Here is a 24,259-nt window from a genome sequence, read left to right as displayed (position 1 = left end):
ATGTTGCCGGGTATAAACCAAAGCGATAAGCAATGTGCCGTTTCCTCGGTCATACCTATTAATCGAGTTGTATCTAATCGAGTTGTATCCGCTGCGCTCGCCGGTTTTTCGTCATGTATGTATCAGAGGAAGCTACGAGGAGGTTTTCGGCCAATGTCTATGGGTAGCTACTGTTTTCTACCGACAGAGATTCCGCACTAATCATCCTGTCGCCATGTCCCTCATCGCGTAACTCTGACTAGGTAAATTCAAAATGAGAGCGCTCTCATTTGTAGATGATTAACGATTAACCAAAATCAAAACGAGATGAAGCTCGCAAAAACGGCGGATGAAATGAAAATGGGTGGGCAAGGCGTGATCTGGCCTGCAAAACTATTCACTTATATTGGATGTATAAACGGCTTATTTCGGGCATTAACCGCAATTACACGAGTTTTTATCAGAAATGTCCGTTGTGTTAAGTAAATATTGGTAAATGGGTAGCGCTGAGGGGGACAGCTCTTTAGAATCAAGGCGCTTTTCCGTTGTTTGTCTCTAAGAGAAAGGAACCGTAATGTTTAAACGTACTTTAGTGACCTTCGCTACGCTGATCTCCCTGACTGCCATGGCTCCAGCCGCTTCTGCAGCCGCTGCTCCCCATGTATTGCTGACCACTTCGGCAGGGAATATTGAATTAGCGCTCGATAATCAGAAGGCACCGGTTTCCACCCAGAATTTTGTTAATTATGTTAATAGCGGATATTACAACAACACGGTTTTCCACCGTGTAATCCCAGGCTTTATGGTGCAGGGTGGTGGCTTTACTGCGGATTTGCAGCAAAAAGCGACCAATCAGCCAATCAAGAACGAAGCGGATAACGGCTTGCGTAATCTGCGCGGCACCATTTCTATGGCACGTACCGCCGATAAAGACAGCGCAACCAGTCAGTTCTTCCTGAACGTGGCGGACAATGCATTCCTCGATCACGGTCAACGTGATTTTGGTTATGCGGTATTTGGCAAGGTAGTAAAAGGCATGGATGTCGTCGATAAAATATCGCAAGTGCAAACGGAAAATATCGGGCCGTACCAAAACGTGCCGGTTAAACCTATTACCATCCTGTCAGCCAAAGTTTTACCTTAGTTCTCGACACCCCGTTGCTGTAATAACTAGCCGCGGGGTTTTCACTACTCTCAGCGTTAATTCCGTCCAATCATCCCTTTCTTAGCATCGAATTAAGCGCGACTCTCACCGCTTTTTTAGTCCTCATTATTGCCACATCTTTGCTGTATATTAACCCAACTTGGTTAGGGATAACGTTGGCCGGAATAGAATCCATATTGGGATAGCCCAGGAATCACCACAATAGTATCTGAGTAATTAGCCGAGCAGGGTTGTATGGATTATTTTCTGCGGTGACAAGGTAGTTAATTGACTATGAATCAGGATATTAAAGATCGTCGGCCAATACGTGCCAGAAATACAGCGTGGGCGACGACCTTCGCCAGAGTATTACAACAGCGCGGCGCAACGCCCAACGGCATTTCCCTCTTTAGCATTCTCTTTTCTGCATTGGCTGGGCTCAGTTTCTTCTGCGCTTTTCGTCAGGATTCAGCGCTGGTCAGCGGCCTATTGCTTATCGCCGCGGCTTTCATGATTCAGGCTCGGTTAATCTGCAATTTATTAGACGGCATGGTCGCGGTAGAAGGCGGATTACGAAGCCCTGTGGGCGCGGTATATAACGATTTACCGGATCGCATCTCCGATACTTTGATTTTAATTGGCGTGGGCTACGGTTTAACCGCTTTTACCGATGCAATAACGCTAAGCTGGGCCGCAGCACTATTCGCCGCAATGACGGCCTATGTCCGCGTTTTGGGCGGTAGCTGCGGTTTAGCTCAACAATTCAGTGGGCCAATGGCTAAGCAACACCGCATGGCTCTGTTAACCCTCGGCACAGTGATTGCCGCAGTTGTGCCTGCCTATAACCAATGGATTTTATATCTCTGCCTGTGGATTATTGGCCTCGGGACCATTGTTACCGCGATTTTACGTACCCGCGCGGTAATGAATGAACTCCAGCGGAAGGAATTGCCACCTAATGATTAAATTTCCTTTTATTCTCAGTAGCAAACTGGTGGCGACCATTCTGGTGTCTTTATGCCGTTTGCTGACCGGAATTCGAGCTCGCTGGCTTGCTCCGTTACCAGATAAACAGGTCAGAATTTACTATGCCAATCATTCCAGTCATTTAGATGGGCTGGTGATCTGGGCGAGCATGCCGCGCCATTTGCGCAGTCAGGTTCATCCAGTGGCAGCAGCGGATTATTGGTCGAAAACACGGTTACGCCGTTATCTGGCGAAGTATGTTTTTCACGCGGTGCTGGTGGAGCGCCGTACGGTGGAGGGTCGCGCTGAAGCGCGTAAAAATCCGCTGACGCCGCTATTGGAAACGTTGGAGAACAATCAGTCGCTAATTTTATTCCCTGAAGGCACGCGCGGTGATGGAGAAAATATTCAAAGCTTTAAAAGTGGGATTTATCACTTGGCTCGCCAATGCCCAGACGTCGAATTAGTTCCCGTGTGGCTGGAAAACCTCAATCGCGTATTACCGAAAGGTTCCAAACTGGTGGTGCCTTTTATTTGCTCAGCGACCTTTGGCGTACCGGTGACAGGCTTGCAGGCGGGAGAAGATAAAGCGGCTTTTCTGGCGCGAATTAAAGCGGCACTAGAGGAAATGGCACCATGATGGCGTTTGATAATGAATTAAAATTGCTGCTGTGCGGTTTATTCGGTTTATTGACGATCGCCAGTTTGATTGGCTTTATTCTTTCCCGCGTGAACGTTTCTCCTGCGGCACGTAGCACTATTTTAAACCTGAATGCCCGCATTCGAGCCTGGTGGTTGATGTGTATTATTTCCGTGCTGGCGATGGCGCTGGGCACTATTGGTTCTGTGGTGTTATTTGCTCTGATGTCATTTTTTGCCCTGCGAGAATGCATCACTCTTACGCCAACCCGACGCGGCGATCATGAAGCGCTGTTTTGGTGTTTCTTCATTATGCTGCCGGTACAGTATTTATTGGTTGGTATGGAAGCCTACGGGATATTTGCGGTATTTATCCCGGTTTACGCTTTTCTGTTTATTCCAACCCGCATTGCTTTATCCGGTGATACCCAGCATTTCCTCGAGCGAACGGCGAAAATTCAGTGGAGCATGATGATTGCGGTTTACTGTATTAGCCACGCGCCAGCGCTGCTGATGCTGAATATTCCCGGCTATGAAAATCAAAATATCAAACTGCTGCTGTTTTTGATGATAGTGGTGCAGCTTTCGGACGTTCTGCAATATGTATTCGGTAAGCTTTTTGGCAAACGTCCTATTGTGCCGAAATTAAGTCCGAATAAAACTGTAGAAGGTTTTATCGGCGGAATTCTCAGCGCCAGCCTGATTGGCGCCAGTTTATGGTGGGCGACGCCGTTTAGCTTCTGGCAGGCCGGATTAATCTCGTTGCTGATTACCTTATTGGGCTTTGCCGGCGGCTTGTGTATGTCGGCGATCAAACGAGATCGCGGAATTAAAGATTTCGGCGCCATGATTGAAGGGCACGGTGGCATGATGGATCGTATTGATTCTTTATGTTTTGCCGCTCCGGTGTTTTTCCATGTGGTACGGTATTTTTATAGCTAGATACTTTACTCGCAAGCGGGGGGCTGCAGTTTGGCAAACAGAGGATGTTACTGAGATTCGCGCCTATAATTTCGGCATAAAGCTATCGTTTCTGAATAAAATCGTTTCAGAATAAAAAAGGTGAAGGCAAATGAGTGAGCAGCCGTTAGTCATTGCTAAAACTGGAGGCCGAACCGCTTCTGCAACCGGTGAGCTGGCGATTTTGCCGGCTTTGGCCAACCGGCATGGTTTGATTACCGGCGCTACAGGCACCGGTAAAACGGTGACATTGCAAAAAATGGCCGAGCAATTCTCCCGCATTGGCGTACCGGTATTTTTAGCCGATGTGAAAGGTGATTTGTCCGGTATTGGTGCCGAAGGCGCGGGATCTGAAAAACTCTTGGCTCGTTTGGCTGCGATTGGCGTCAATGACTGGGAGCCGCAGGCTTGCTCGATTATTCCGTGGGATATCTTTGGTGAAAAAGGGCATCCGGTTCGGGCAACGATTTCCGATCTTGGGCCTTTGCTGCTAGGCCGTTTGTTAGATCTGAACGATGTGCAAAGCGGCGTGCTGCAATTGGTATTTAAAATTGCCGATGACAGAGGCTTATTGCTGCTGGATATGAAAGATTTGCGCGCCGTGGTGCAGTTTGTGGGAGATAACGCCAAAGATTTCCGCACTCAGTACGGCAATATCTCGCCGGCTTCTATCGGGTCGATTCAGCGCGGTTTATTGACCTTGGAGCAGCAGGGGGCGAACCAGTTCTTCGGTGAACCCATGCTGGATATTCAGGATTTAATGCGAGTAGATAGCAATGGGCGGGGGATTATCAACCTGCTGGCTGCGGATAAGCTGATTAATCAGCCGAAACTCTATTCCATTTTCCTGCTGTGGTTGCTGGCGGAACTGTTTGAGCAGTTACCAGAAGTGGGTGATGTAGAGAAACCAAAGCTGGTGTTCTTCTTTGACGAAGCTCATTTGCTGTTCAACGATGCGCCAACGGCGTTGCTGGACAAAATTGAACAGGTGGTGCGCTTAATTCGTTCAAAAGGCGTGGGAATTTACTTTGTTACGCAAAATCCGCTAGATATTCCCGATAAAATTCTCGGCCAGCTTGGTAATCGGGTGCAGCACGCTTTACGCGCGTTCACTCCTCGCGATCAGAAAACGGTAAAATCGGCAGCGCAAACGATGCGAGCCAATCCGGCTTTTAGCGCGGAACAAGCCATAACCGAATTGGGCGTGGGTGATGCTTTAGTCTCTTTTCTCGATGAAAAGGGACGGCCAAACGTCGTGGAGCGGGCGATGGTGATAGCGCCGCAATCGAAAATGGGTGCTTTAGATGATGCCGCTCGAAATCATGCGCTGAATCATTCGCCATTGTACGGTCGTTATGAGGAAATGGTGGATCGTGAATCCGCCTATGAAAAACTGGCCGCAGACGGTTTTTCTACGGTTGGACAGGCTGCCGAAGCGGGCAAAACTGTGCCGTCATCGCCTAATGAACCGGCAGCTGGCGGTGGGCTGATGGCTGGATTGAACGATTTGCTGTTTGGTTCTACCGGCCCGCGCGGCGGCAAGCGTGATGGTATTGTCCAAACTGCGGCTAAAAGCATGGCGCGAGATTTGGGGCGGCAAATTTTGCGCGGTGTATTGGGTTCGATTACCGGTGGCCGTAAACGCTAGGTTTTGCGACAAACTCATCAACGAATGACGTGAAAATCAGTAAGATGGCAGGGTCATGATTTAGGTTGGATTGAAAATGCTATTACTGATTGATAACTACGATTCGTTTACTTACAACCTTTACCAGTACTTTTGCGAATTGGGTACAGAGGTGCTGGTAAAGCGTAATGATGAACTGCAACTCTCTGATATAGAAGAACTCGCTCCTTCCCATCTGGTGATTTCGCCCGGCCCCTGTACGCCGAACGAAGCCGGTATCTCGCTGGCGGCGATCGGTCATTTTGCCGGCAAAATGCCGATTCTAGGCGTGTGTTTGGGGCATCAGGCGCTGGGGCAAGCTTTGGGTGCCAGCATCGTGAGAGCGCGTCAGGTTATGCACGGGAAAACCACGGCTATTAACCATAATAACCAGGGTGTCTTCCGTGGATTAAATCAGCCACTTACTGTGACTCGCTACCATTCTCTGGTTATCGCGCCAGAAACGCTGCCAGATTGCTTTGAAGTGACGGCGTGGACCGAGCGAAACGGTGCGTTCGATGAAATTATGGGGATACGCCACCGCACGCTTCCGCTGGAAGGCGTGCAATTTCATCCGGAAAGCATCCTCAGCGAGCAAGGTCATCAGCTGCTGGATAATTTCCTTAAAAATTAATGCATTACGATTGTTTTCGTGTTCGTAGCGTTTTTTGTTTGCCTGTTTGTGATTTTTTATGCATATTTTGTGATTATATTTTCACTAATGGCGAGCGGTATCAGCGCGTATCATCAAGGCGGACAGCGGAATGACAGAAAAATCAGCGGTAAATCGGAGCACGTTTGATCGAGTGATTCTACCGGTTTATGCACCAGCTCAGTTTATTCCCGTTAAAGGAAAAGGCAGTCGGGTCTGGGATCAGCAAGGCAATGAATATATCGATTTTGCTGGCGGAATTGCGGTCACGGCTCTAGGCCATTGCCATCCAGCGTTGGTTGCTGCGCTGCATCAGCAAGGGGAAGCCTTGTGGCATACCAGCAACGTTTTCACCAATGAACCCGCATTACGCCTAGCTGAGAAGCTGATTGACGCTACCTTTGCCGATCGGGTGTTCTTCGCCAACTCCGGTGGCGAGGCCAATGAAGCCGCTTTCAAACTGGCGCGCCACTACGCCATTGAGCGCCATAGTCCGTATAAAACCAAGATTATCGCTTTCCATAATGCTTTTCACGGACGCACGTTGTTCACCGTATCCGTCGGTGGGCAACCTAAATATTCCGACGGTTTTGGCCCAAAACCCGCTGATATTATCCACGTGCCTTTCAACGATTTAGCCGCAGTAAAAGCGGTGATGGACGACCATACCTGCGCCGTCGTATTGGAGCCGATTCAGGGAGAAGGCGGCATCACCGCAGCGGATCCGGTATTCATGCAGGGGCTGCGTGAACTGTGCGATCGTCATCAGGCATTGTTGGTATTCGATGAGGTTCAAAGTGGCATGGGACGCAGCGGCAAGCTGTTCACCTATATGCACTACGGCATTACGCCGGATATCCTGACCACGGCGAAGGCGCTGGGTGGTGGTTTCCCAATCAGCGCAATGCTGACAACGGAGGAAATTGCCTCGGTGATGACCGTTGGCACCCACGGTACGACTTACGGGGGTAATCCTTTGGCCTGTGCAGTGGCAGAAGCGGCGCTGGATGTGATTAATACCCCACAGGTGTTAGATGGCATAGCGCAGCGTCACGACCTGTTTGCGGAGGCATTAACGGCTATCGGGAAGCAATACGATCTGTTCACCGATATTCGCGGGATGGGATTGCTTATCGGCGCTGAGCTGAAGCCACAGTATCATGGGAGGGCGCGTGATTTCCTGACCGCAGCAGCGGCCAACGGATTGATGATTTTAAACGCCGGGCCGAATGTGCTGCGTTTTGCACCATCGTTAGTGATTGAATTAGAAGACATCGAGCAGGGTATGGCGCGATTTGCGCAGGCTGTTGCCGCAGTTCTAGACGCTGAATAACGGCAAGTCGCCGCTTTGTTGCGTGGTCATCACAGAGACAGTATGAATCGGCTTGGCGTTGGGCAACTGCAAGATGTGCATCTCCAAAAGTTAGTCAGTGGCGTCCTGTAATTAGGACGCCTCATCAGCCCGGTAATTTATTCCTCAATTATGTTCCGCTAGTGTTTTTTTAAACACTCAGCTATCCCGAAGCTTTCTGCTCAGCCAAATGCCATGATGTGGTCGTTGTCGCCAGGCTAAAGACGAGATGGTGTGCATCACGCTTAGATGGGACAAAATGCGCCTGAGATGGCGTTCCATTTCGGTGATTGGCATATCCGGATGTAGCTCTGGTGGACGCATAAAGCTATTTTCGCTGCTCGGCCCGTCGTATTCCAACCGCTGCTGACAGCTTTGCAACGCAATTTCACAGCGCTGTAAATACTCTTCCGCCAGTTTCTCTGTCAGCATGTAATGATCCCGCGCCAGAATTGTCATCGCGTTGATATGCTCGACGATAAACTGGCTGTGAGTCACCCACAGACGCATATCGGCCAGATAACGGGAGTTAAAGCCCGGTTCCTGCATTGCCTGATTAAGGGAAGTAAACACCGCGTTATGTGCCTGATTAACCTGCATTCGTTCATTTGCCAGCTCGCCAAGGTTAGGCGTCTTTTTGAGTAATAACTGCAGGATATTTTGATCGCTTTCCAGTGCCTGATGAGCGTTTTTACGCAGCAGACCGCTTTGCCATTGCGGCCACAGCCAGATGGTGCTCCCAAAGGCCAGCGCACAGCCAATCAGAGTATCAATCAGGCGCGGAACCAGAAAATGCAGGCCATTGAGTGCCAGCAGTTGCAACGTATACACGGCGGTAATAGTCAGCCCAATGACCGCCAGGCCGTAGTTTTTCCGCAGAACCAAATACGCGGCTAGCGTGATAAACAGCATAATGGTCAGCGTGGTACCTTGTGGAAGCTGAAGTTGCAGCAGACCGGCTGCAATAACCAGCCCGACCAACGTTCCCAAGGCTCTGTGCTGAATTCTTACCCGCGTCGCGTTATAACCGTTTTGGGTGACCAACATCACGGTCAATAAAATCCAGTAGGGTTTAGGCAGATTAAATGCCATTCCCAAACTGCTGCCGACGGCTAGCGTAACGGCCAGACGGCCGGCATTACGCAGCGCGACGGATTTAAACGAAAGATAACTGGCGAGCGCTGGCCAGAACGGCAACCGGTGTTGGTCCGACATTAAATCTCGCCGATAGAGCGGCCGTTGGTTACGCAGCAAGCGCGCGATGCGACGGAAATGATAATAACAAAACTGGCCAACCGGATTATCCGGGTGCTGTCCGGCGATTTTTTCCAGCGCTGCCAGCTCGTTGGTCATGGTAAAACGCTGTAATTCATGGCGGTGATACAGAAGATTATCAGCGACGACCCGCAAACGATGAGCAATGACCTGCGCATTCCGCCGGATGACCGCTTCTGCATGGCTTTGTTCCACCAGTTTTTGCACTTCTTCCGGTTGGTGCAGACTGACAGTAATGTGCTCCTGCAAATCCAGCGCCACCTGAAACATTAATCGTAGCCGCTTTTGCTCCCTTTTATGAGTATGAGGAAGCATATTAAGTTGCTGATAAAGCTGGGTTATTAAATCCATTACGCCCTGCTGGCGTTGTAGCAACGGCGGCAATGCGGTTTCCGGATCGATATGTTGAGTCAGCAAACTGTATTTGGCTTCTAAATAATCGGCTAACTGGCGATATAGCTGGCTCAGGGTTTCTCGCATCGGCTGTTCTTTCCACAGGCGGAACCACAGGCCGGTAAATAGCCCGTACCAGGCGGTGCCAACGATGAAAAGTAGCGGAGTGTGCCAAATTGGGAAGCGGCCAATCATGCTTAGTGTGAATATCGCAGCGACTAGCGCAGCGGGCAATAAACGGGCGTGCAGGGGGCTGATGGCTCCGTTAACGCCTAAAATGAGAGTCAGGCCAAACATAATCAGGGGGAGGGGAATATGCCACAGCAGGAATTGTTGAATCAGAAAACTGCTGAGGGCGAATAAAGTTCCGCCAACGACTAAGCGTTTGGTGAAGTGCTTATGGGGGGTATCTAGGCCAGCGATATTGCAGCAGGCAGGGACTAAGGAAAATAACAGGCCAAGCTGCAAATTACCGAGCAACAAACCGATAGCCACAGGCAAACACAGCACCAGCGTTTGCCGTAATGCATAGTTTACTTCAGGGTGGTAAATCAGCCGACGCCACATCAGGTCAATATCCGTCGTCCATATGCAGACAAAGAAAAAACCGGTGCCATGTTAAGCACAGGGAACCGGTTTTTTTAGGTAATTAACGGGTGCCGTAAACGACAATCGTTTTACCATGCGCAGAGATCAGGTTTTGATCTTCGAGCATTTTCAGGATTCGACCGACGGTTTCGCGGGAGCAGCCAACAATCTGGCCAATTTCCTGGCGAGTAATCTTAATCTGCATCCCATCTGGGTGTGTCATTGCATCAGGCTGTTTTGCCAGATTAAGCAGCGTTTGCGCGATACGCCCGGTCACATCAAGGAAAGCAAGGTTGCCCACTTTCTCGGATGTAATTTGCAGGCGATTCGCCATCTGCGAAGACAGACGCATCAAGATATCTGGATTAACCTGAATCAGCTGACGGAATTTTTTGTAAGAAATTTCAGCCACTTCACAGGCGGTTTTTGCACGAACCCAAGCACTACGTTCTTGGCCTTCTTCAAATAATCCAAGCTCACCGATGAAATCCCCCTGGTTTAAATAGGAGAGAATCATTTCTTTACCTTCTTCATCTTTGATCAGAACCGCAACGGAACCTTTCACGATGTAGTAAAGCGTTTCGGCTTTTTCACCCTGGTGAATCAGCGTACTCTTCGATGGATACTTGTGAATATGGCAATGAGACAGGAACCATTCGAGAGTTGGGTCTGTTTGTGGCTTGCCGAGAACCATTCGCTGTTATCCTCTGTTGTTATCGCTGCCTAACTTAACAGGGCTCAGAGTTCCCTGTACGGCGTGTTTATAAAATACACTTTCTATTAGCATATTAATTTGCTCAACTACCGAAAGGTATAGCCAATATACATCTCAGATAGAGACCCTTCACTGAGTCTTGATCTCTACCCTTTTTATTCTAAGAAACATCTCTTCGGCTCTGTTTGTAGCACAGGATGAGGCCAGTGTCTTGTGTTGTATCGCTTCAGCATGATGAGGGTCTGGTTACATTGCCACTTTATGAATGAAAGAGTAGTCTGATTCGGAAAAGCTAATAGGGAGTGACGGGTATGCAGGCACGAGTAAAATGGGTTGAAGGTCTGACTTTTTTGGGTGAATCCGCCTCTGGTCATCAGGTTTTAATGGATGGTAACGCCGGAGATAAAGCCCCAAGCCCGATGGAAATGTTGCTGATGGCGGCCGGTGGCTGTAGCGCTATCGATGTGGTGTCCATTTTGCAAAAAGGGCGCAACGATGTGCACGACTGCGAAGTAAAATTGACCTCCGAGCGTCGGGAGGAAGCCCCTCGCCTGTTTACCTTGATTAACCTGCATTTTGTCGTCAGTGGTAAAGATTTGACCGAAAAAGCCGTCGAGCGAGCCGTTGAGCTTTCCGCGGAGAAATACTGCTCGGTAGCCCTGATGTTGGGTAAGGCTGCCAAAATCACCCACAGTTTTGAAATTCGCTCTCTAACCTGACCATATTTATCAACGCCCGGTTTATTCGCTCCGGGCGTTGTATTTATAGGATTCATATACGTACAGAATTGCTTGTATCACTGCCTGTTTATCCGGAAACTGCTACTCAAAGACTCAAAGACTCAAAGACTCAAAGACTCAAAGACTCAAAGACTCAAAGACTCAAAGACTCAAAGACTCAAAGACTCAAAGACTCAAAGACTCAAAGACTCAAAGACTCAAAGACTCAAAGACTCAAAGACTCAAAGACTCAAAGACTCAAAGACTCAAAGACTCAAACATCTTAAATCGTTAAATCCCCCGCTGTTCCCTTACTCACCGCGATTCATATTTCGCAGTCAATCGCCGCGGTTCAATTTTTTGATTTTCTATCAGGCTGTTATCGTATTTATTCCTATACATTTTTAAGATAAACGCCGTCGTTTTCCAGGCGCCTGATCGTTAGATAGTCATTGCGAATGGTTTCTGCGTCAGAATGAACCAGATAAATAGCACCTGGCTGGCTGAAAACATCCTGAGTGACCCCAATAGCATCACCTTCTTCTACATAAAAATCAGCCAGTGAAAAAGACGGTAAAGTAAGAAGTTCGGATAAAAAATCCTGCTGATGGAAGATACCTTTATGTCTATTAATCAGGCCGATATTGTAAGAGTAATTTTGTAGCTGGTATGACGGATGGCATTCGGTAAATGACAGAAACTGCGTCGGTGCGGTGATTGCCATAACCGTGGCACAAATTTGCCCCAATCCGGTGGTACGCGCCGATATGGTAGGACGCAGAATTCCGTCCGTTCTGGCGGCCACCTCGACTAATTTAGGCCCCGACGTTGTTAACATCACTTCTGCATGGCTAGGGCCATTGCGAATTCCTAATGACTCAATTACCTGGCGAGTGTAACTAACCAGCGCCTGATAATGCTCGAAGGATGCATCCAGAATTTCATCGATATCATAAAGAATCCGCCCTGAAGCAAGACGAAGTTTGGTGTAACGGACAACTTCAGTTACCAGCGGTCTGCCCATCAGTGAAACCATATTCACCACGTATTCCGCGCCTTCGAGATATTCCTGAATTAACACCTGCTGATTAACCGCATTTAATTTGCTGTAGCTACCCATTATTTGAACAAATGCGTCTTCAGCCTCTGCCTGAGAATGGCAAATGAATACGCCTTCAGAGCCTGCGCTGGCCAACGACTTTAGTACGACGGGGTAGCCGTGATGAGATTTAATCCAACGTTCGGCGGCTGGCCATTCGCTGGCGGTGGTTTGTCGTGCGGCAGCTAAACCGGCATGGGTAATGGTTTCAATCATGGCATATTTGTTTCTGCGGGCTTCGCTATGGTTATAGTCATTGGCAAAAGGCAAACCAAAGCGATGATTGAGTTCGTCGCAGAGCAAAAGGCCACTTTCAGCTCCGGCAATGATGTAATCGGGGGCGAATAGCGCAACATCCTGGTTGGTATCGGATAAGTTTTGATGGGTGAGTAGCGACGAATAGATCGAATAATCAAACCCATAATAGTAGTAATCATGTAAATCAGCGCTAGACGAAATGTGTAATAGCAAGCAACCCGCATCAAATAGTTCCTTCGCCAGAAATTTTCCGGAAGAAAAACCATCAACAATGACGACTTTAATCATGTTTAACTCCATGTTATCGAATGGTCTTTAATTTATAAACGGACATAAACAGCAACATTGCCAGTATGAACCTTAATGAAAAAATACTCCTTGATGAAATCAGAATACGTTCGTCGAGGTACGACAATAACAATGTGAAAATAGGTAGTGTTAATAAATTTAGCGACACCTGAATACCTGTTAAATAGAACATGGTTATCTGAATAAGATAAAAAACAAAAATATATTCTACGATAATAAGCCTAGAAATAGGTGCTGCGTGATATTTATCTATCAGTAATAAATTTCTATTGTTGCTTAAATAAATAGCGGCGATTAGTCATGTAATGATATTCCTTAGCGTTAGGCGCTCATGGGTGTGCCAGCCATATAGAAACACCTTCTTTGATACTGTGATGTATAGAACTGTACCAATAGCACAGAGAATCATGTTGGGAATACCGATAAAACGCTGAGCCGGAGAGGGGGTTGCTAACCCACTGCTTCCGATAACTAAATTGAAAAGCATAATAAAACGGTAATTAGAGCTAGGGGCAAGATTGCGTACTCAATTTTCGCAATTGAGCCATTATCTTTTAGCCCGTGGGAAAGAAGATAATATTGTTTTCCAATTCATTTATTGCATGAATGAATATTCTATCTGTATGGCTGCCAGTCGGGTTGCTATATTCACATGTGGAAAATACGCAGCTTCCATTTCTTCTTAATCTATCGGTCTCTATAAGTGCAGTACGGCCAATATCCGCTATTTCCATTTATACACTCCTTAAGTTTTTCCAGCATGGCTTATTGGGTATGAAACAGTAATGGGCGAATAAAAACTAGCACTGTTTTATTTTAAATAAAAGTGATTAATTTGTTGATGTATTTAATTATGATTTTGTTTATTATTTTTATATGGATTATTCACTGATAAGAGTCGACTATCAAATGATAGCCGTCTTCATTTATTAGAGGTTACGTATTGATTGGCTCTGCCGGAATCAGCCGATTTTCTTTCCTTCTAATAATTGTTGTACCAAAGGCGCCATGATTAATTCCATTGCCAGCCCCATTTTTCCGCCGGGAACAACCAATGTATTGATATTTGAAATGAATGAACCTTGCAGCATCGCCAAAAGGTAAGGGAAATCAATTTGATCCAGCCCGCGGAAATGGATCACCACAAAACTTTCATCCAAAGACGGAATAGCTTTGGCTGCAAAAGGATTGGATGTATCTACAGTTGGCACCCGCTGGAAGTTGATATGAGTTCGGGAAAACTGAGGTGTGATGTAATTAATATAATCATCCATCGAACGCACCACGGAATCCATCACTGCTTCTCGTGAATGGCCACGCTCACCGGTATCCCGAACCAGTTTCTGTATCCACTCAAGGTTCACTATTGGGACAACGCCAACCAACAGATCGACATGTTTAGCTACATCATGGTGTTCGGTCACTACGCCGCCGTGTAAACCTTCGTAGAATAAAACGTCGGTGGGTTCTGGCAGTGGCTCCCAAGGAGTGAAAGTTCCAGGCACCTGATGGTAGGGAACGGCTTCGTCGTAAGTATGCAGATACTTGCGTGAGCGTCCTCGGCCGTGCTCGCCGTATTCAGACACGCTTTGCTCCAGTAAACCGAAATCATTCGCCTCAGGCCCAAAATAGCTAATGTGGCGGCCAAGATCCCGCGCTTTGCGGATCGCTGCATCCATTTCCGGGCGTGTGTAGCGGTGGAAACTGTCCCCTTCGATTTGGGCTGCTCGTATGTTTAGTTGTTGAAATATCTTACGAAAAGCCAGGCTGGTCGTTGTGGTTCCTGCACCGCTTGAGCCTGTTACTGCAATCACCGGATGTTTGGCTGACATAGGGGTTCTGCTCCGTAGGGTACTGAGTTATTGTTATATTTTTCAAAGGATTATTATGATTTATCTGCCAGTAATGAGCTGGGGATAATGGCCGAAGAAAAATAGCTGATAGTTACTTTTAGGGCAAAGCGGCGGTTTTGTCATCTTGTTTCACTGTGGTATCGCGTTGGACACCACGGTGAAATAACAGAGTGAGTGACGGATTATTCTTGCTCTTCTGAGCCGGCACGAAATAGCGCTTTAGGCATAATATTGATTGTTTCATGCAGTTCCGACCACACCAATACGGCTTCGCCGCTGACTAACTGGCGGCGTACGTCGGCCACTTTTTGTTCCAACGATCGTTCCTGTTCGCCATAGTCGGTTCCTTCGCGTAGCACGAAAGCTTCGATCAAATTTTCCAGCGTAGCGCTGTCTATTTGTTGCCATGGAATAATCATTTTTGCTCCAGATAAGGGGATAGCCAGGCCGGAATACGCTGTTCCAGCCACATTTTCGGTTGTTTTATAGAGCCGCCGACAAAACCAACGTGACCCCCGTGTTCCGTCAACTGATATTCAATATTCGACGGTAATGCCGTTTGAACGGGAATAACGTCTGGCGTCATAAAAGGATCGTCTTTAGCGTGAATAATCAGCAGCGGTGTACGGATCTGCGGTAATAGGGGTAGGGCGCTACAGCGGCGATAATAATCCAGCGCATCGGTAAAACCGTGTATTCGTGCGGTGATGACGTCATCAAAATCGCGTATCCGGCGTAAGTTTTTTAGCTGGGATAAATCCAGCGGTAGGCTGCCGGGATAGCTTAATAATTTACGTGTCGCGTTAAGTTTGAGTTGATCGAGCAAATAACGTTGATAGACCCGTGAGAATCCCTGTTCCAGACGGTAGGCACAAGGTTCCAGCATGAGTGGAGCGGAAACCACGACCGCAGCTTCCAATAGGCTATTTTCCCCCTGTTGCGCCAAATAGCAGGCTAGCATATTGCCGCCTAGAGAGACGCCGACGGCAGCGGTTGGTACCTGACCATAGCTGTCCCTCAGCCACTGTAGGAAAAAACGGGCATCTTCCGTTTCGCCGGAATGATAAATGCGGGATTTACGATTAGGTTCTCCACTACAGCCGCGAAAATGCATGACTACGCTGAGCCAGCCCTGTTCTCGACAGGCATGCAGCAGGCCGTGAGCATAAGGGCTGTAGAAGCTGCCTTCCAGACCGTGGAACAGTACGACTCTGGGTTTTTCTCTGGCGAGGTCTGGATCTTCGCTCCAGGCGAGATCGACAAAATCTCCATCGGGCAGGTTTAGGCGCTGCCAAAACGGCTGGAGACGTATTCGACGCCGGATCAGGCGGGGTAACAGAGTCTGTAAATGTGGGTTACTGGCACCGGCTAGCGGGCGAAAGATCTCATACATAAGATGAATTTAAATCATGCTATTGCTCTTGTATGATCAATATCACACTGTTAGCTTCAATGATATATCGCATCTATTTCAAGGGTGAGAGGCACCCGTTTCATGGAGCTAAGTTTATTTCTTTCGATGTTAGGTTTTCTTTGGGTTGCCGCAATCACGCCTGGTCCAAATAATATGTTGTTGACTGCTTCTGGCGCTAACTTTGGCTTTACTCGCTCCATTTGGCTGATGTTGGGCATTATGCTGGGAATGCAAAGTGTGTTGTTGTTCGTGGCATTCGGCGTGGGCAGCCTGATTTTGATTTACCCTTCGCTGCATCTGGCATTGAAAGTTCTGGGTAGCCTCTATTTACTGTGGTTGGCATGGAAAGTTGCCACTTCTGCCTATCAAAAACTCGAAACCGACGTTGCACCGCCTAAACCGATGCGTCTGTATCAAGGCTGGCTGCTACAATTTCTTAATCCAAAGGCTTGGTTGATGGGATTAGGCTCGGTTGCTAGTTTCAGTCTGGCCGGTGCCGCCTATGATCATTCCATCGTGATGATTAGCTTGGGTATGTTTTTGGTCAATCTGGTGTGCGGTATCGTCTGGTTGGGCTTCGGTAGTGTGATCGGCCAAATGCTGCGTAGCCGCCGCGCCTGGTTTACCTTTAATGTCTCGATGGGGATATTGACGGCGGCCTGTGTGCTTCTGATCTGGCATTAATCACATCAATACTTTGCTGCTATAGGATATCGATTTGAGCGATTTTAACTATTTTCACGTAGATGCCTTTGTTGGCGAGGGTCTGCTGGGTAATCCGGCTGGCGTCTGCCTGCTAAAACGTCCGTTAACGACAGAGCACATGCAAGCCATTGCTGCGGAATTGCATTTACCTGAGACCAGTTTTATTTGGGATGATGGGGATCAAACTGCGATTCGTTGGTTTACGCCAACGCGGGAAGTGGATTTGTGCGGACACGGAACGCTGGCAGCGGCGCATGTGATGTTCAGCCATGTCAATCCGGCCTTGAGTGACATTGTCTTTCGTTCTGCCAGCGGCGAGCTTTATGTGAAGCGCGAAGCCGAAGATTTTGAACTGTTATCCTTGAATTTCCCTTCTCTACCGCCGCAAGCTATTGCTACACCAGACATTTTAACTAAGCTGCTGGACGTGGACATTCAGCTGGTGTTGCAGGCTAAATCACTATTAGTAGTATTGGCGTCGGAACAGCAGGTACATGATTTGCAGCCTGATATTGGCGAACTGATCGAAAAAATGGGGCGTGGTGTGATCGTTACCGCCCCCGGCGATAAAGTCGATTTCGTTTCGCGCTTCTTTACGTTGGGTGGAAATGAAGATCCGGTGACCGGCTCGGCGCACTGTACTTTGATGCCATATTGGGCCGCGCGTTTAGGTAAAAATAGTCTCCATGCCCGCCAAATATCGCATCGGGGAGGCGAGCTTTTCTGTACCTTGAAAGGCGATCGCACGGTGATTGCCGGTTATGCCAAGATATTTCTGCAAGGCGCAATTGTGTTGTAATTAATATCTCGATTTTTATGCGCTGAATCAGACTCATAGGTTATTTCCCTCCGGGTCTGTGACAGCGATACTCACCCCAGATCCTCTTATTGGCTCGAGCTTCACTCTGCCGTTTTATTTATCTCTTATTCATCAAAAGAATAAAAAATATTTTTTTATTCTTTTATGTCGTTATCTCTCTTGGGTACAACTGTGGATACCGAGCGTCTTTGCGCTCCTGCTGCAGTGATGTCACTGAATGGCAACTTTATCCAAGTGGAGCAAACCATGGCGTTCAAACCTTTCTCTTTGAGTTTATTGGTGTTGTCGCTGGCAACGACTGCTGCCCACGCGGTGGACGTTACCGTGGCCTACCAGACGGCTGCGGAACCGGCGAAAGTGGCACAGGCAGAAAACAGTTTTGCCAAACTCTCCGGAGCCAAGGTCGATTGGCGCAAATTTGACAGTGGCTCCAGCGTGGTGCGCGCACTGGCCTCTGGCGATGTACAAATTGGCAATTTGGGTTCCAGCCCATTGGCAGTTGCTGCCAGTCAGCAGGTTCCCATTGAAGTGTTTTTGCTGGCTTCTCAACTCGGTAGTTCCGAAGCTTTAGTGGTGAAAAAAGACATCAAAACGCCGCAGGAACTGATCGGCAAACGCATTGCGGTTCCCTTTATCTCTACAACGCATTACAGCCTGTTGGCGGCGTTAAAACATTGGGGGATAAAGCCCGATCAGGTCACTATCCTGAATTTACAACCGCCGGCCATTGCGGCGGCGTGGCAGCGCGGAGATATTGATGGCGCTTATGTTTGGGCACCTGCGGTAAATGAATTAGCGAAAACAGGCAAAGTGTTGACCGATTCGGCGGAAGTCGGGCGCTGGGGGGCACCAACGCTGGATGTATGGGTGGTGAGAAAAGATTTCGCCAAGGCGCATCCTGAAGTTGTGACCGCCTTTGCCCGTAGCGCGCTGGATGCGCAGCAGGCTTATTTGTCTCAACCGAACCAATGGCTGATAAACGCGCAAAATCTACAACAGCTTTCCCGTTTGAGCGGCGTGCCGGAAGCTCAGATTCCCGAATTAGTGAAGGGAAATACTTATTTACCGGTAGCCGAGCAAATTACCCAACTGAGCAAACCCGTGGATAAGGCGATTGCCGATACTGCCGCCTTCCTGAAAGCGCAGGGGAAAATTCCGCAGGTTGCTGAGGATTACAGCGATTACGTTACCGACCGCTTTGTTAAAGCGGTACAAGCAGCGCCGCAGTCTTAGGAGGCCAGATGCTAAACGTCAGCGGCCTGAGTGCGGAATATCAGGGAAAAGCGGCATTAAAAAATGTGTCGTTAAATATAGCCTCCGGCGAACTGGTGGTGGTGCTTGGGCCATCAGGATGCGGAAAAACCACGTTATTGAACCTGATTGCCGGCTTTATTCAACCCTCGGCGGGAAGTATCACTTTAGACGGTGTGCCGATTACTGGGCCGGGTGCCGATCGCGGCGTGGTGTTTCAGCATGAAGGATTGCTGCCGTGGCGAGATGTGATTAGCAACGTGGAATTCGGTCTTCAACTGGCTGGCATGGATCCCTCGCAGCGACGTGAAACGGCGTTGAAAATGCTGGGCGAGGTCGGATTAAGCGGTTTTGAGCATCACTTTATCTGGCAGCTCTCTGGCGGTATGCGCCAGCGCGTCGGAATAGCTCGTGCATTGGCGGTTGATCCGCGCTTGCTGCTGTTGGATGAACCTTTCGGTGCGCTAGATGCATTCACGCGTGAGCAGATGCAAGAACTGTTACTGAATATTTGGCGCGATACCGGTAAGCAGGTGCTGTTAATTACCCATGATATTGAAGAAGCTGTTTTTTTAGCCAGCGAGCTACTGTTGTTATCGTCAGGGCCGGGGCAGGTGGTGGAACGGTTGACGCTCAATTTTGGTCAGCGATATGCCAATGGCGAAGCCTGCCGCTCAATTAAGTCAGATCCAGAATTCATTGCTCAGCGTGAATATGTGCTGAGTAAAGTATTCCAGCAGCGAGAGGCTTTGATATGAGCCTGCACAGCACATTGCGTTCTTCGGCACCGAATACGGCATCTTCAGGGCGAATTAGCCGCCGATTCGTTCGCTCTATCGGGCAGTTATTGCCCCGCAGTTTAGGGTTAAGTTTGCTGACGTTAGCGCTGATATTAGTGATTTGGTGGAGCGTTACGGCGCTGCAACTGATTAGCCCGCTCTTTCTTCCTGCGCCGCAGCAAGTGCTGCATCAGCTCATGACCATTGCCAGCCCACAAGGCTTTATGGACGCTACGCTGTGGCAGCATTTAGCCGCCAGCCTTGGGCGGATTATGCTGGCTTTATTAGCGGCAATCGCGCTGGGAATCCCAACCGGCATTGCTATGGGATTAAGTCCGACGGTACGCGGCATATTGGATCCGCTGATTGAAATTTATCGGCCCGTACCTCCTTTGGCTTATTTACCGCTGATGGTGATTTGGTTTGGCATCGGTGAGACATCCAAGATTTTGCTGATTTATTTAGCCATTTTCGCGCCTATTACTCTGGCTGCGGTAGCCGGTGTGCGCAGCGTAGCGCAGGTGCGAGTCAGAGCCGCGCAAGCATTGGGTGCCAACCGTTGGCAGGTATTACGACATGTGGTATTGCCGAGTGCCTTACCCGAGATTCTGACCGGCATCCGCATTGGTCTGGGCGTGGGTTGGTCTACTTTAGTCGCCGCCGAGCTGATTGCAGCCACGCGAGGTCTGGGATTTATGGTGCAGTCTGCCGGTGAATTTTTAGCAACGGATGTGGTTATCGCCGGTATCGGCGTAATCGCAATAATCGCTTTCAGCATGGAATTAGGGCTTCGGGCCATTCAGCGCCGCTTAACCCCTTGGTACGGAGTGCAACAATGAACGAACGTTTAGTGGTTAATCCCCTTGGGCCTTATATCGGCGCACAAATCGAAAATATCGATATTTCCCGCCCATTGGGCGATAGTCAATTTGAGCAGCTTTATCATGCGTTGCTCAAACATCAGGTGCTCTTTCTGCGTAATCAGCCGATAACGCCGTTGCAGCAGCGAGATTTGGCGGGGCGTTTTGGCGACCTGCATATTCATCCAGTTTATCCGCACGTCAAAGAGTGTGAGGAAATTATCGTACTGGATACTCACGATGATAATCCGCCGGATAATGATAACTGGCATACGGATGTGACTTTCATCGCCAATCCGCCGTTGGGTGCCATTCTGGCGGCGAAGCATCTACCTGCTACCGGCGGTGACACTCTATGGACCAGCGGCATCGCGGCCTACGAGGCGCTATCTGCCCCGTTTAAGCAGCTTCTGGCGGGATTGCAGGCCGAGCATGATTTTACTAAATCATTCCCTGAGCATAAGCATCGGGCTACGCTGGAAGATCACCAACGCTGGCTGCTGGCGAAAGAGAAGAATCCGCCGCTTTTGCATCCGGTGGTACGCACCCATCCGGTCAGTGGCCGTCAGGCGTTATTCGTTAATGAAGGTTTTACGACAAAAATCAATGAATTAAGCGCTAAAGAAAGTGAGGCTTTGTTGGGATTCCTGTTTGCTCACGCGACGAAACCCGAATTTCAGGTGCGCTGGCGTTGGCAGCAGGATGACGTGGCTATTTGGGATAATCGGGTTACCCAGCATTACGCCAATGCGGATTATTTGCCGGAGCGTCGGATTATGCATCGGGCCACGATCCTCGGTGACAAACCCTTTTATCGGCCTTAAGTGAAGGTTTTTGTCTGGCGTAGCGGCGGAAAATGATAATGCAACGTAGCGCCCGCCAGAAATCCCGCAGGCCGATCGCTCCCCGGATTAAGGGCATTTCCAATCCTAATTCTTTGAAACGTCTGGCAAGCTGGCTACGCTCTGCGCAGGTTCTGGTTTGCCAACGGGTTAAGCCTAATAGCTGGCCGCTTTCTCGATTAGCGTGGCGTAGCAGTGCCTTGCTCAGCACTGGCTCTGATTGCGCCGCAATACGGACTAATTCGCTGATAATATCGAGATAACTCGCTGCTCGTAACATTCTTAGATGAAAACAGTGTTTTCTGGTGATGGAGTGGGGCGCGGTGCGATAGCCATAAAGCGGTTCAGGGCAGTAATTTACGCGCTGTGCGGCTAACGCCAGCCGAGTGGTCCATAAAATATCTTCATGGAGCTGATGAGGCGTAAAAGTTAATTGATGCGCCTGGATTAGCTCTCGACGGATCAGTTGTAGCCAGCAAAAATGCAGCCAGTTGTTTTGTGCGACGCTGTGGATAATCCATTGTTTTCCGGTGAGCGTCTTTTGCCAGCGTTGTTCGGGTAATAAAGGTTTGACGCTCTGCTGAGTGGGTTCGCCGCAGAAACGATAGCCGTTGCCAATCAGTAGATCCAACTGCTGTTCTGTGGCCTGTTGTAGCCAGATTTGCAGTGCGTTCGGCGCTAGCCAGTCATCGCAATCGGCAAATGCGACCCATTGCCCTTTTGCCTGAGCAATGCCCTGATTACGGGCAATGGATAAACCTTGATTGGGTTGATGTATGACGCGCAGAAAAGAGTGACGGCGGGCGCGATCCGTGAGTATGGCGGCGCTGCCGTCGCTGGAGCCATCATTGATAGCGATGATTTCGAAAGATACGCCTGACTGACTGCTCAATGAATCAAGCAGCGTGGCAAGATAGGCTTCGCCGTTGAACACCGGCACAATAATGCTGATATCAATTTTTTCCATGCCGCGATCATCCATGAATAGCGGCAGTTTTCAGCTTGGAAACGCTTAATTTTCTTCAAATTCCTTAGTCAGATGCTCTAATTGCTCCTGGGCATCCAGCCAATTCATTTCGGTTTCTTCCAGTTTGGATTTCACCTGATTTTGCCGCTGCAAACATTCGGTTAGCTCGCTCTTGCGGGAGATATCGTACAGCGCAGAATCTGCCAATTCATCTTCCACGGCGGCTAGTTCGGCGCTCAACTTATCCATTTGTTTTTCCAGCGTCATGATTTGCTTACGCAGTGGCTGGGTTTGCGTGCGGAACTCAGCGTCGCGGCGTTTTTGGTCTTTACGCTGCTGGGCGCTATTTCCAGAGACTTCTTTTTCCGGGCTACCTTGCTGTGACTGCTGACGCTGTAAATCGACCAGCCACTGCTGATAATCCTCCAGATCGCCGTCAAATTGCTCGACTTTGCCGTCGTGAACCAGATACAAATCGTCAGTTGTAGAACGCAATAAGTGACGATCGTGGGAAACAACGACCAATGCGCCTTCAAAATCAATTAGCGCCTCGGTGAGTGCCTGCCGCATATCTAAATCCAGATGGTTGGTCGGTTCATCCAGCAGCAATAGGTTAGGGCGCTGCCAGATAATCAGCGCCAATACCAGACGCGCTTTCTCTCCACCGGAGAATCGAGCGGTCGGATCTGTGACTTGATCACCCTGGAAACCGTAGCCGCCCAGATAATCCCGCAGTTGCTGTTCCGGCTCTTTCGGCGCCAAACGGCTCATATGCTGGAGCGGGGATTCATCCGCACGTAAGAATTCCAACTGATGCTGAGCGAAGTAACCTAGTTTGATGCCTTTCGACAAACCGATCTCACCGCTTTGTGGTTCCAGCGTGCCAGCCAGCAATTTGATTAGCGTAGATTTACCTGCCCCGTTGCGTCCGAGCAGACCGATACGGGAGCCGGGAACCAGATTTAACTTAATAGATTGCAGAATGGTTTTATCGCCGTAGCCGGCGCTGACTTTCTCCATTCGCAATAGCGGATCGGGCAGGCTTTCCGGCGTGCGAAAGCTAAAGCGGAACGGGTTATCAACGTGCGCTGGCGCAATCATTTCCATGCGTTCGAGCATTTTAATTCGGCTTTGTGCCTGCTTGGCTTTGGTCGCCTGAGCGCGGAAACGGTCAATATAGTGTTGCAGATGCGCGACTTTTTCCTGCTGGTGTTGATACATCGATTGCTGCTGAGCGAGCTTGGTCGCACGCTGGCGTTCGAAAGATGAATAGTTGCCGGTATATTCATTTAGCGACTGCTGTTCAATATGCAGAATCTTATCGATAATAGGATCGAGGAAATCCCGATCGTGGGAAATCAGGATTAGCGTACCTGAATAGCTTTTCAGCCATTTTTCCAGCCAGATTACGGCGTCCAAATCCAAATGGTTGGTCGGTTCATCCAGCAGCAGCAAATCAGAACGACATACCAGAGCCTGTGCCAGATTAAGGCGCATTCGCCAGCCGCCAGAGAAAGAATGAACGGGCTGCTGCAACTGATCCTGCGAAAAGCCTAAGCCATTTAGCAGACTGGCTGCGCGAGACTGAATGGTCCAGGCCTGAATGGCATCGAGTTTCCCATGTACCGTAGCAATAGCATGACCGTCGTTTTTTTCGTTGGCGGCCTGTAATTCGGATTCCAACTGACGAAATTCACGGTCGCCGTCGATAACATACTCTATCGCTGGCATATCTAGCGCCGGGGTTTCCTGATTAACCCAGGCCAGCGCCCAGTTATTGGGGAAAGTGGCGTTGCCCCCATCGGCGCTCATTTCGCCTTTCAGCAAGGCCAGCAGGGTCGATTTGCCACAGCCGTTTTTACCTACCAGCCCGACCTTCTGGCCCGGATTGACGGTCGCTGTAGCATTGTCCAGCAAGACGCGAGTCCCGCGTCGAATTTGAAGCGAAGAGAAAACAATCATAGAGTGCCGTATGTTTAGAGTATGTTAAATTGTCATTATATTAAGGTAACCCTTAGTACCTGAGGTCGCAGAGGCATTAGTTTCTAGCCTAAT

22 protein-coding genes are annotated in these 24,259 nt (G+C 49.0%); 14 read left to right on the top strand and 8 right to left on the bottom strand.

What is annotated here, in order from left to right; translation table 11 throughout:
- Positions 1-553: 553 nt before the first annotated feature.
- From ppiA to argD, 7 genes are all read left to right on the top strand, one after another.
- Entirely contained in the window at positions 554-1,123 is a 570-nt protein-coding gene (gene ppiA, locus PL78_RS11550) for a peptidylprolyl isomerase A (RefSeq protein WP_064515627.1), read from the top strand.
- A 294-nt stretch (positions 1,124-1,417) separates the two neighbouring features.
- Positions 1,418-2,089, top strand: a complete 672-nt coding sequence (locus PL78_RS11545; RefSeq protein ID WP_064515626.1) for a CDP-alcohol phosphatidyltransferase family protein — start codon at positions 1,418-1,420, stop codon at positions 2,087-2,089.
- The gene (locus tag PL78_RS11540) at positions 2,082-2,729 is read left to right on the top strand and encodes a lysophospholipid acyltransferase family protein (protein WP_064515624.1); all 648 of its coding nucleotides are present in this window, start codon (positions 2,082-2,084) and stop codon (positions 2,727-2,729) included. The genes PL78_RS11545 and PL78_RS11540 overlap by 8 nt, the downstream gene beginning before the upstream one ends.
- The gene (locus PL78_RS11535) at positions 2,726-3,670 is read left to right on the top strand and encodes a phosphatidate cytidylyltransferase (RefSeq protein ID WP_064515622.1); all 945 of its coding nucleotides are present in this window, start codon (positions 2,726-2,728) and stop codon (positions 3,668-3,670) included. The genes PL78_RS11540 and PL78_RS11535 overlap by 4 nt, the downstream gene beginning before the upstream one ends.
- Positions 3,671-3,800: 130 nt before the next feature.
- Positions 3,801-5,336, top strand: a complete 1,536-nt coding sequence (locus PL78_RS11530) for a helicase HerA-like domain-containing protein (protein ID WP_064515620.1) — start codon at positions 3,801-3,803, stop codon at positions 5,334-5,336.
- 76 nt (positions 5,337-5,412) lie between these two features.
- On the top strand, positions 5,413-5,988 hold the full coding sequence (locus PL78_RS11525; RefSeq protein ID WP_064515618.1) for an aminodeoxychorismate synthase component II: 576 nt from the start codon (positions 5,413-5,415) through the stop codon (positions 5,986-5,988).
- A 130-nt stretch (positions 5,989-6,118) separates the two neighbouring features.
- Positions 6,119-7,339 carry a bifunctional acetylornithine/succinyldiaminopimelate transaminase gene (argD, locus tag PL78_RS11520; protein WP_064515616.1) on the top strand — a complete coding sequence of 407 codons (1,221 nt, stop codon included), beginning with the start codon at positions 6,119-6,121 and terminating at the stop codon, positions 7,337-7,339.
- A 177-nt stretch (positions 7,340-7,516) separates the two neighbouring features.
- Here the strand turns inward: argD and PL78_RS11515 are convergent, their stop codons facing one another.
- Together PL78_RS11515 and crp are read right to left on the bottom strand one after the other, a co-directional pair.
- A complete protein-coding gene (locus tag PL78_RS11515; RefSeq protein WP_064515614.1) occupies positions 7,517-9,592 on the bottom strand; it encodes a YccS/YhfK family putative transporter in 2,076 nt (691 codons plus the stop codon).
- Between the two features lie 82 nt (positions 9,593-9,674).
- Positions 9,675-10,307 (bottom strand): cAMP-activated global transcriptional regulator CRP, encoded by a 633-nt coding sequence (gene crp, locus PL78_RS11510; protein ID WP_002212297.1) that lies wholly within the window; start codon positions 10,305-10,307, stop codon positions 9,675-9,677.
- Between the two features lie 332 nt (positions 10,308-10,639).
- On the opposite strand from crp, the gene PL78_RS11505 reads away from it, so the two are divergent.
- Positions 10,640-11,047: an OsmC family protein gene (locus PL78_RS11505; RefSeq protein ID WP_064515613.1), complete on the top strand. Its 408-nt coding sequence runs from the start codon at positions 10,640-10,642 to the stop codon at positions 11,045-11,047.
- Positions 11,048-11,441: 394 nt separating this feature from the next.
- Here PL78_RS11505 and PL78_RS11500 read toward each other — a convergent pair whose 3' ends face one another.
- The 4 genes from PL78_RS11500 to PL78_RS11485 form a co-directional block, all read right to left on the bottom strand.
- Positions 11,442-12,692, bottom strand: a complete 1,251-nt coding sequence (locus PL78_RS11500; RefSeq protein ID WP_064515612.1) for an ATP-grasp domain-containing protein — start codon at positions 12,690-12,692, stop codon at positions 11,442-11,444.
- A 983-nt stretch (positions 12,693-13,675) separates the two neighbouring features.
- Positions 13,676-14,545 carry a phosphoribulokinase gene (locus PL78_RS11495; RefSeq protein ID WP_064515610.1) on the bottom strand — a complete coding sequence of 290 codons (870 nt, stop codon included), beginning with the start codon at positions 14,543-14,545 and terminating at the stop codon, positions 13,676-13,678.
- A 203-nt stretch (positions 14,546-14,748) separates the two neighbouring features.
- Entirely contained in the window at positions 14,749-14,985 is a 237-nt protein-coding gene (locus tag PL78_RS11490; protein WP_049597236.1) for a YheU family protein, read from the bottom strand.
- Complete coding sequence (locus PL78_RS11485) at positions 14,982-15,959, bottom strand: hydrolase (protein ID WP_064515607.1); 978 nt, start codon at positions 15,957-15,959, stop codon at positions 14,982-14,984. Before PL78_RS11485 ends, PL78_RS11490 begins: the two co-directional genes overlap by 4 nt.
- A 102-nt stretch (positions 15,960-16,061) precedes the next feature.
- On the opposite strand from PL78_RS11485, the gene PL78_RS11480 reads away from it, so the two are divergent.
- The 6 genes from PL78_RS11480 (at position 16,062) to tauD (ending at position 21,219) form a co-directional block, all read left to right on the top strand.
- Complete coding sequence (locus PL78_RS11480; protein WP_064515605.1) at positions 16,062-16,664, top strand: LysE family translocator; 603 nt, start codon at positions 16,062-16,064, stop codon at positions 16,662-16,664.
- 34 nt (positions 16,665-16,698) lie between these two features.
- Positions 16,699-17,484: a PhzF family phenazine biosynthesis protein gene (locus PL78_RS11475; RefSeq protein ID WP_064515603.1), complete on the top strand. Its 786-nt coding sequence runs from the start codon at positions 16,699-16,701 to the stop codon at positions 17,482-17,484.
- 267 nt (positions 17,485-17,751) lie between these two features.
- The gene (gene tauA / locus PL78_RS11470; RefSeq protein ID WP_064518396.1) at positions 17,752-18,738 is read left to right on the top strand and encodes a taurine ABC transporter substrate-binding protein; all 987 of its coding nucleotides are present in this window, start codon (positions 17,752-17,754) and stop codon (positions 18,736-18,738) included.
- An 8-nt stretch (positions 18,739-18,746) separates the two neighbouring features.
- On the top strand, positions 18,747-19,514 hold the full coding sequence (gene tauB, locus PL78_RS11465; RefSeq protein ID WP_064515602.1) for a taurine ABC transporter ATP-binding subunit: 768 nt from the start codon (positions 18,747-18,749) through the stop codon (positions 19,512-19,514).
- Complete coding sequence (tauC, locus tag PL78_RS11460; RefSeq protein ID WP_064515600.1) at positions 19,511-20,374, top strand: taurine ABC transporter permease TauC; 864 nt, start codon at positions 19,511-19,513, stop codon at positions 20,372-20,374. Before tauB ends, tauC begins: the two co-directional genes overlap by 4 nt.
- Positions 20,371-21,219, top strand: a complete 849-nt coding sequence (tauD, locus tag PL78_RS11455; RefSeq protein WP_064515599.1) for a taurine dioxygenase — start codon at positions 20,371-20,373, stop codon at positions 21,217-21,219. Before tauC ends, tauD begins: the two co-directional genes overlap by 4 nt.
- Here the strand turns inward: tauD and PL78_RS11450 are convergent.
- A complete protein-coding gene (locus PL78_RS11450) occupies positions 21,170-22,204 on the bottom strand; it encodes a glycosyltransferase (protein WP_064515598.1) in 1,035 nt (344 codons plus the stop codon). The genes tauD and PL78_RS11450 overlap by 50 nt on opposite strands.
- Positions 22,205-22,249: 45 nt before the next feature.
- Entirely contained in the window at positions 22,250-24,166 is a 1,917-nt protein-coding gene (locus tag PL78_RS11445; protein ID WP_064515597.1) for an ABC transporter ATP-binding protein, read from the bottom strand.
- Between the last annotated feature and the right edge of the window lie 93 nt (positions 24,167-24,259).

The sequence above is a fragment of the Yersinia entomophaga genome, assembly GCF_001656035.1.
Taxonomy (GTDB): domain Bacteria; phylum Pseudomonadota; class Gammaproteobacteria; order Enterobacterales; family Enterobacteriaceae; genus Yersinia; species Yersinia entomophaga.
This window is presented reverse-complemented; position numbering and strand designations above follow the sequence as displayed.

Excerpts from the sequence above, each read along its gene's own strand:
- PL78_RS11540 (WP_064515624.1), top strand. The coding sequence starts at position 2,082 with ATGATTAAATTTCCTTTTATTCTCAGTAGCAAACTGGTGGCGACCATT.
- PL78_RS11545 (WP_064515626.1), top strand. The coding sequence starts at position 1,418 with ATGAATCAGGATATTAAAGATCGTCGGCCAATACGTGCCAGAAATACA.
- PL78_RS11445 (WP_064515597.1), bottom strand. The coding sequence starts at position 24,166 with ATGATTGTTTTCTCTTCGCTTCAAATTCGACGCGGGACTCGCGTCTTG.
- PL78_RS11495 (WP_064515610.1), bottom strand. The coding sequence starts at position 14,545 with ATGTCAGCCAAACATCCGGTGATTGCAGTAACAGGCTCAAGCGGTGCA.
- PL78_RS11525 (WP_064515618.1), top strand. The coding sequence starts at position 5,413 with ATGCTATTACTGATTGATAACTACGATTCGTTTACTTACAACCTTTAC.
- PL78_RS11530 (WP_064515620.1), top strand. The coding sequence starts at position 3,801 with ATGAGTGAGCAGCCGTTAGTCATTGCTAAAACTGGAGGCCGAACCGCT.
- PL78_RS11480 (WP_064515605.1), top strand. The coding sequence starts at position 16,062 with ATGGAGCTAAGTTTATTTCTTTCGATGTTAGGTTTTCTTTGGGTTGCC.
- PL78_RS11515 (WP_064515614.1), bottom strand. The coding sequence starts at position 9,592 with ATGTGGCGTCGGCTGATTTACCACCCTGAAGTAAACTATGCATTACGG.
- PL78_RS11450 (WP_064515598.1), bottom strand. The coding sequence starts at position 22,204 with ATGGAAAAAATTGATATCAGCATTATTGTGCCGGTGTTCAACGGCGAA.
- PL78_RS11535 (WP_064515622.1), top strand. The coding sequence starts at position 2,726 with ATGATGGCGTTTGATAATGAATTAAAATTGCTGCTGTGCGGTTTATTC.
- tauD (WP_064515599.1), top strand. The coding sequence starts at position 20,371 with ATGAACGAACGTTTAGTGGTTAATCCCCTTGGGCCTTATATCGGCGCA.
- PL78_RS11500 (WP_064515612.1), bottom strand. The coding sequence starts at position 12,692 with ATGATTAAAGTCGTCATTGTTGATGGTTTTTCTTCCGGAAAATTTCTG.
- crp (WP_002212297.1), bottom strand. The coding sequence starts at position 10,307 with ATGGTTCTCGGCAAGCCACAAACAGACCCAACTCTCGAATGGTTCCTG.
- tauA (WP_064518396.1), top strand. The coding sequence starts at position 17,752 with ATGGCGTTCAAACCTTTCTCTTTGAGTTTATTGGTGTTGTCGCTGGCA.
- PL78_RS11485 (WP_064515607.1), bottom strand. The coding sequence starts at position 15,959 with ATGTATGAGATCTTTCGCCCGCTAGCCGGTGCCAGTAACCCACATTTA.
- argD (WP_064515616.1), top strand. The coding sequence starts at position 6,119 with ATGACAGAAAAATCAGCGGTAAATCGGAGCACGTTTGATCGAGTGATT.
- tauB (WP_064515602.1), top strand. The coding sequence starts at position 18,747 with ATGCTAAACGTCAGCGGCCTGAGTGCGGAATATCAGGGAAAAGCGGCA.
- tauC (WP_064515600.1), top strand. The coding sequence starts at position 19,511 with ATGAGCCTGCACAGCACATTGCGTTCTTCGGCACCGAATACGGCATCT.
- PL78_RS11490 (WP_049597236.1), bottom strand. The coding sequence starts at position 14,985 with ATGATTATTCCATGGCAACAAATAGACAGCGCTACGCTGGAAAATTTG.
- PL78_RS11505 (WP_064515613.1), top strand. The coding sequence starts at position 10,640 with ATGCAGGCACGAGTAAAATGGGTTGAAGGTCTGACTTTTTTGGGTGAA.
- ppiA (WP_064515627.1), top strand. The coding sequence starts at position 554 with ATGTTTAAACGTACTTTAGTGACCTTCGCTACGCTGATCTCCCTGACT.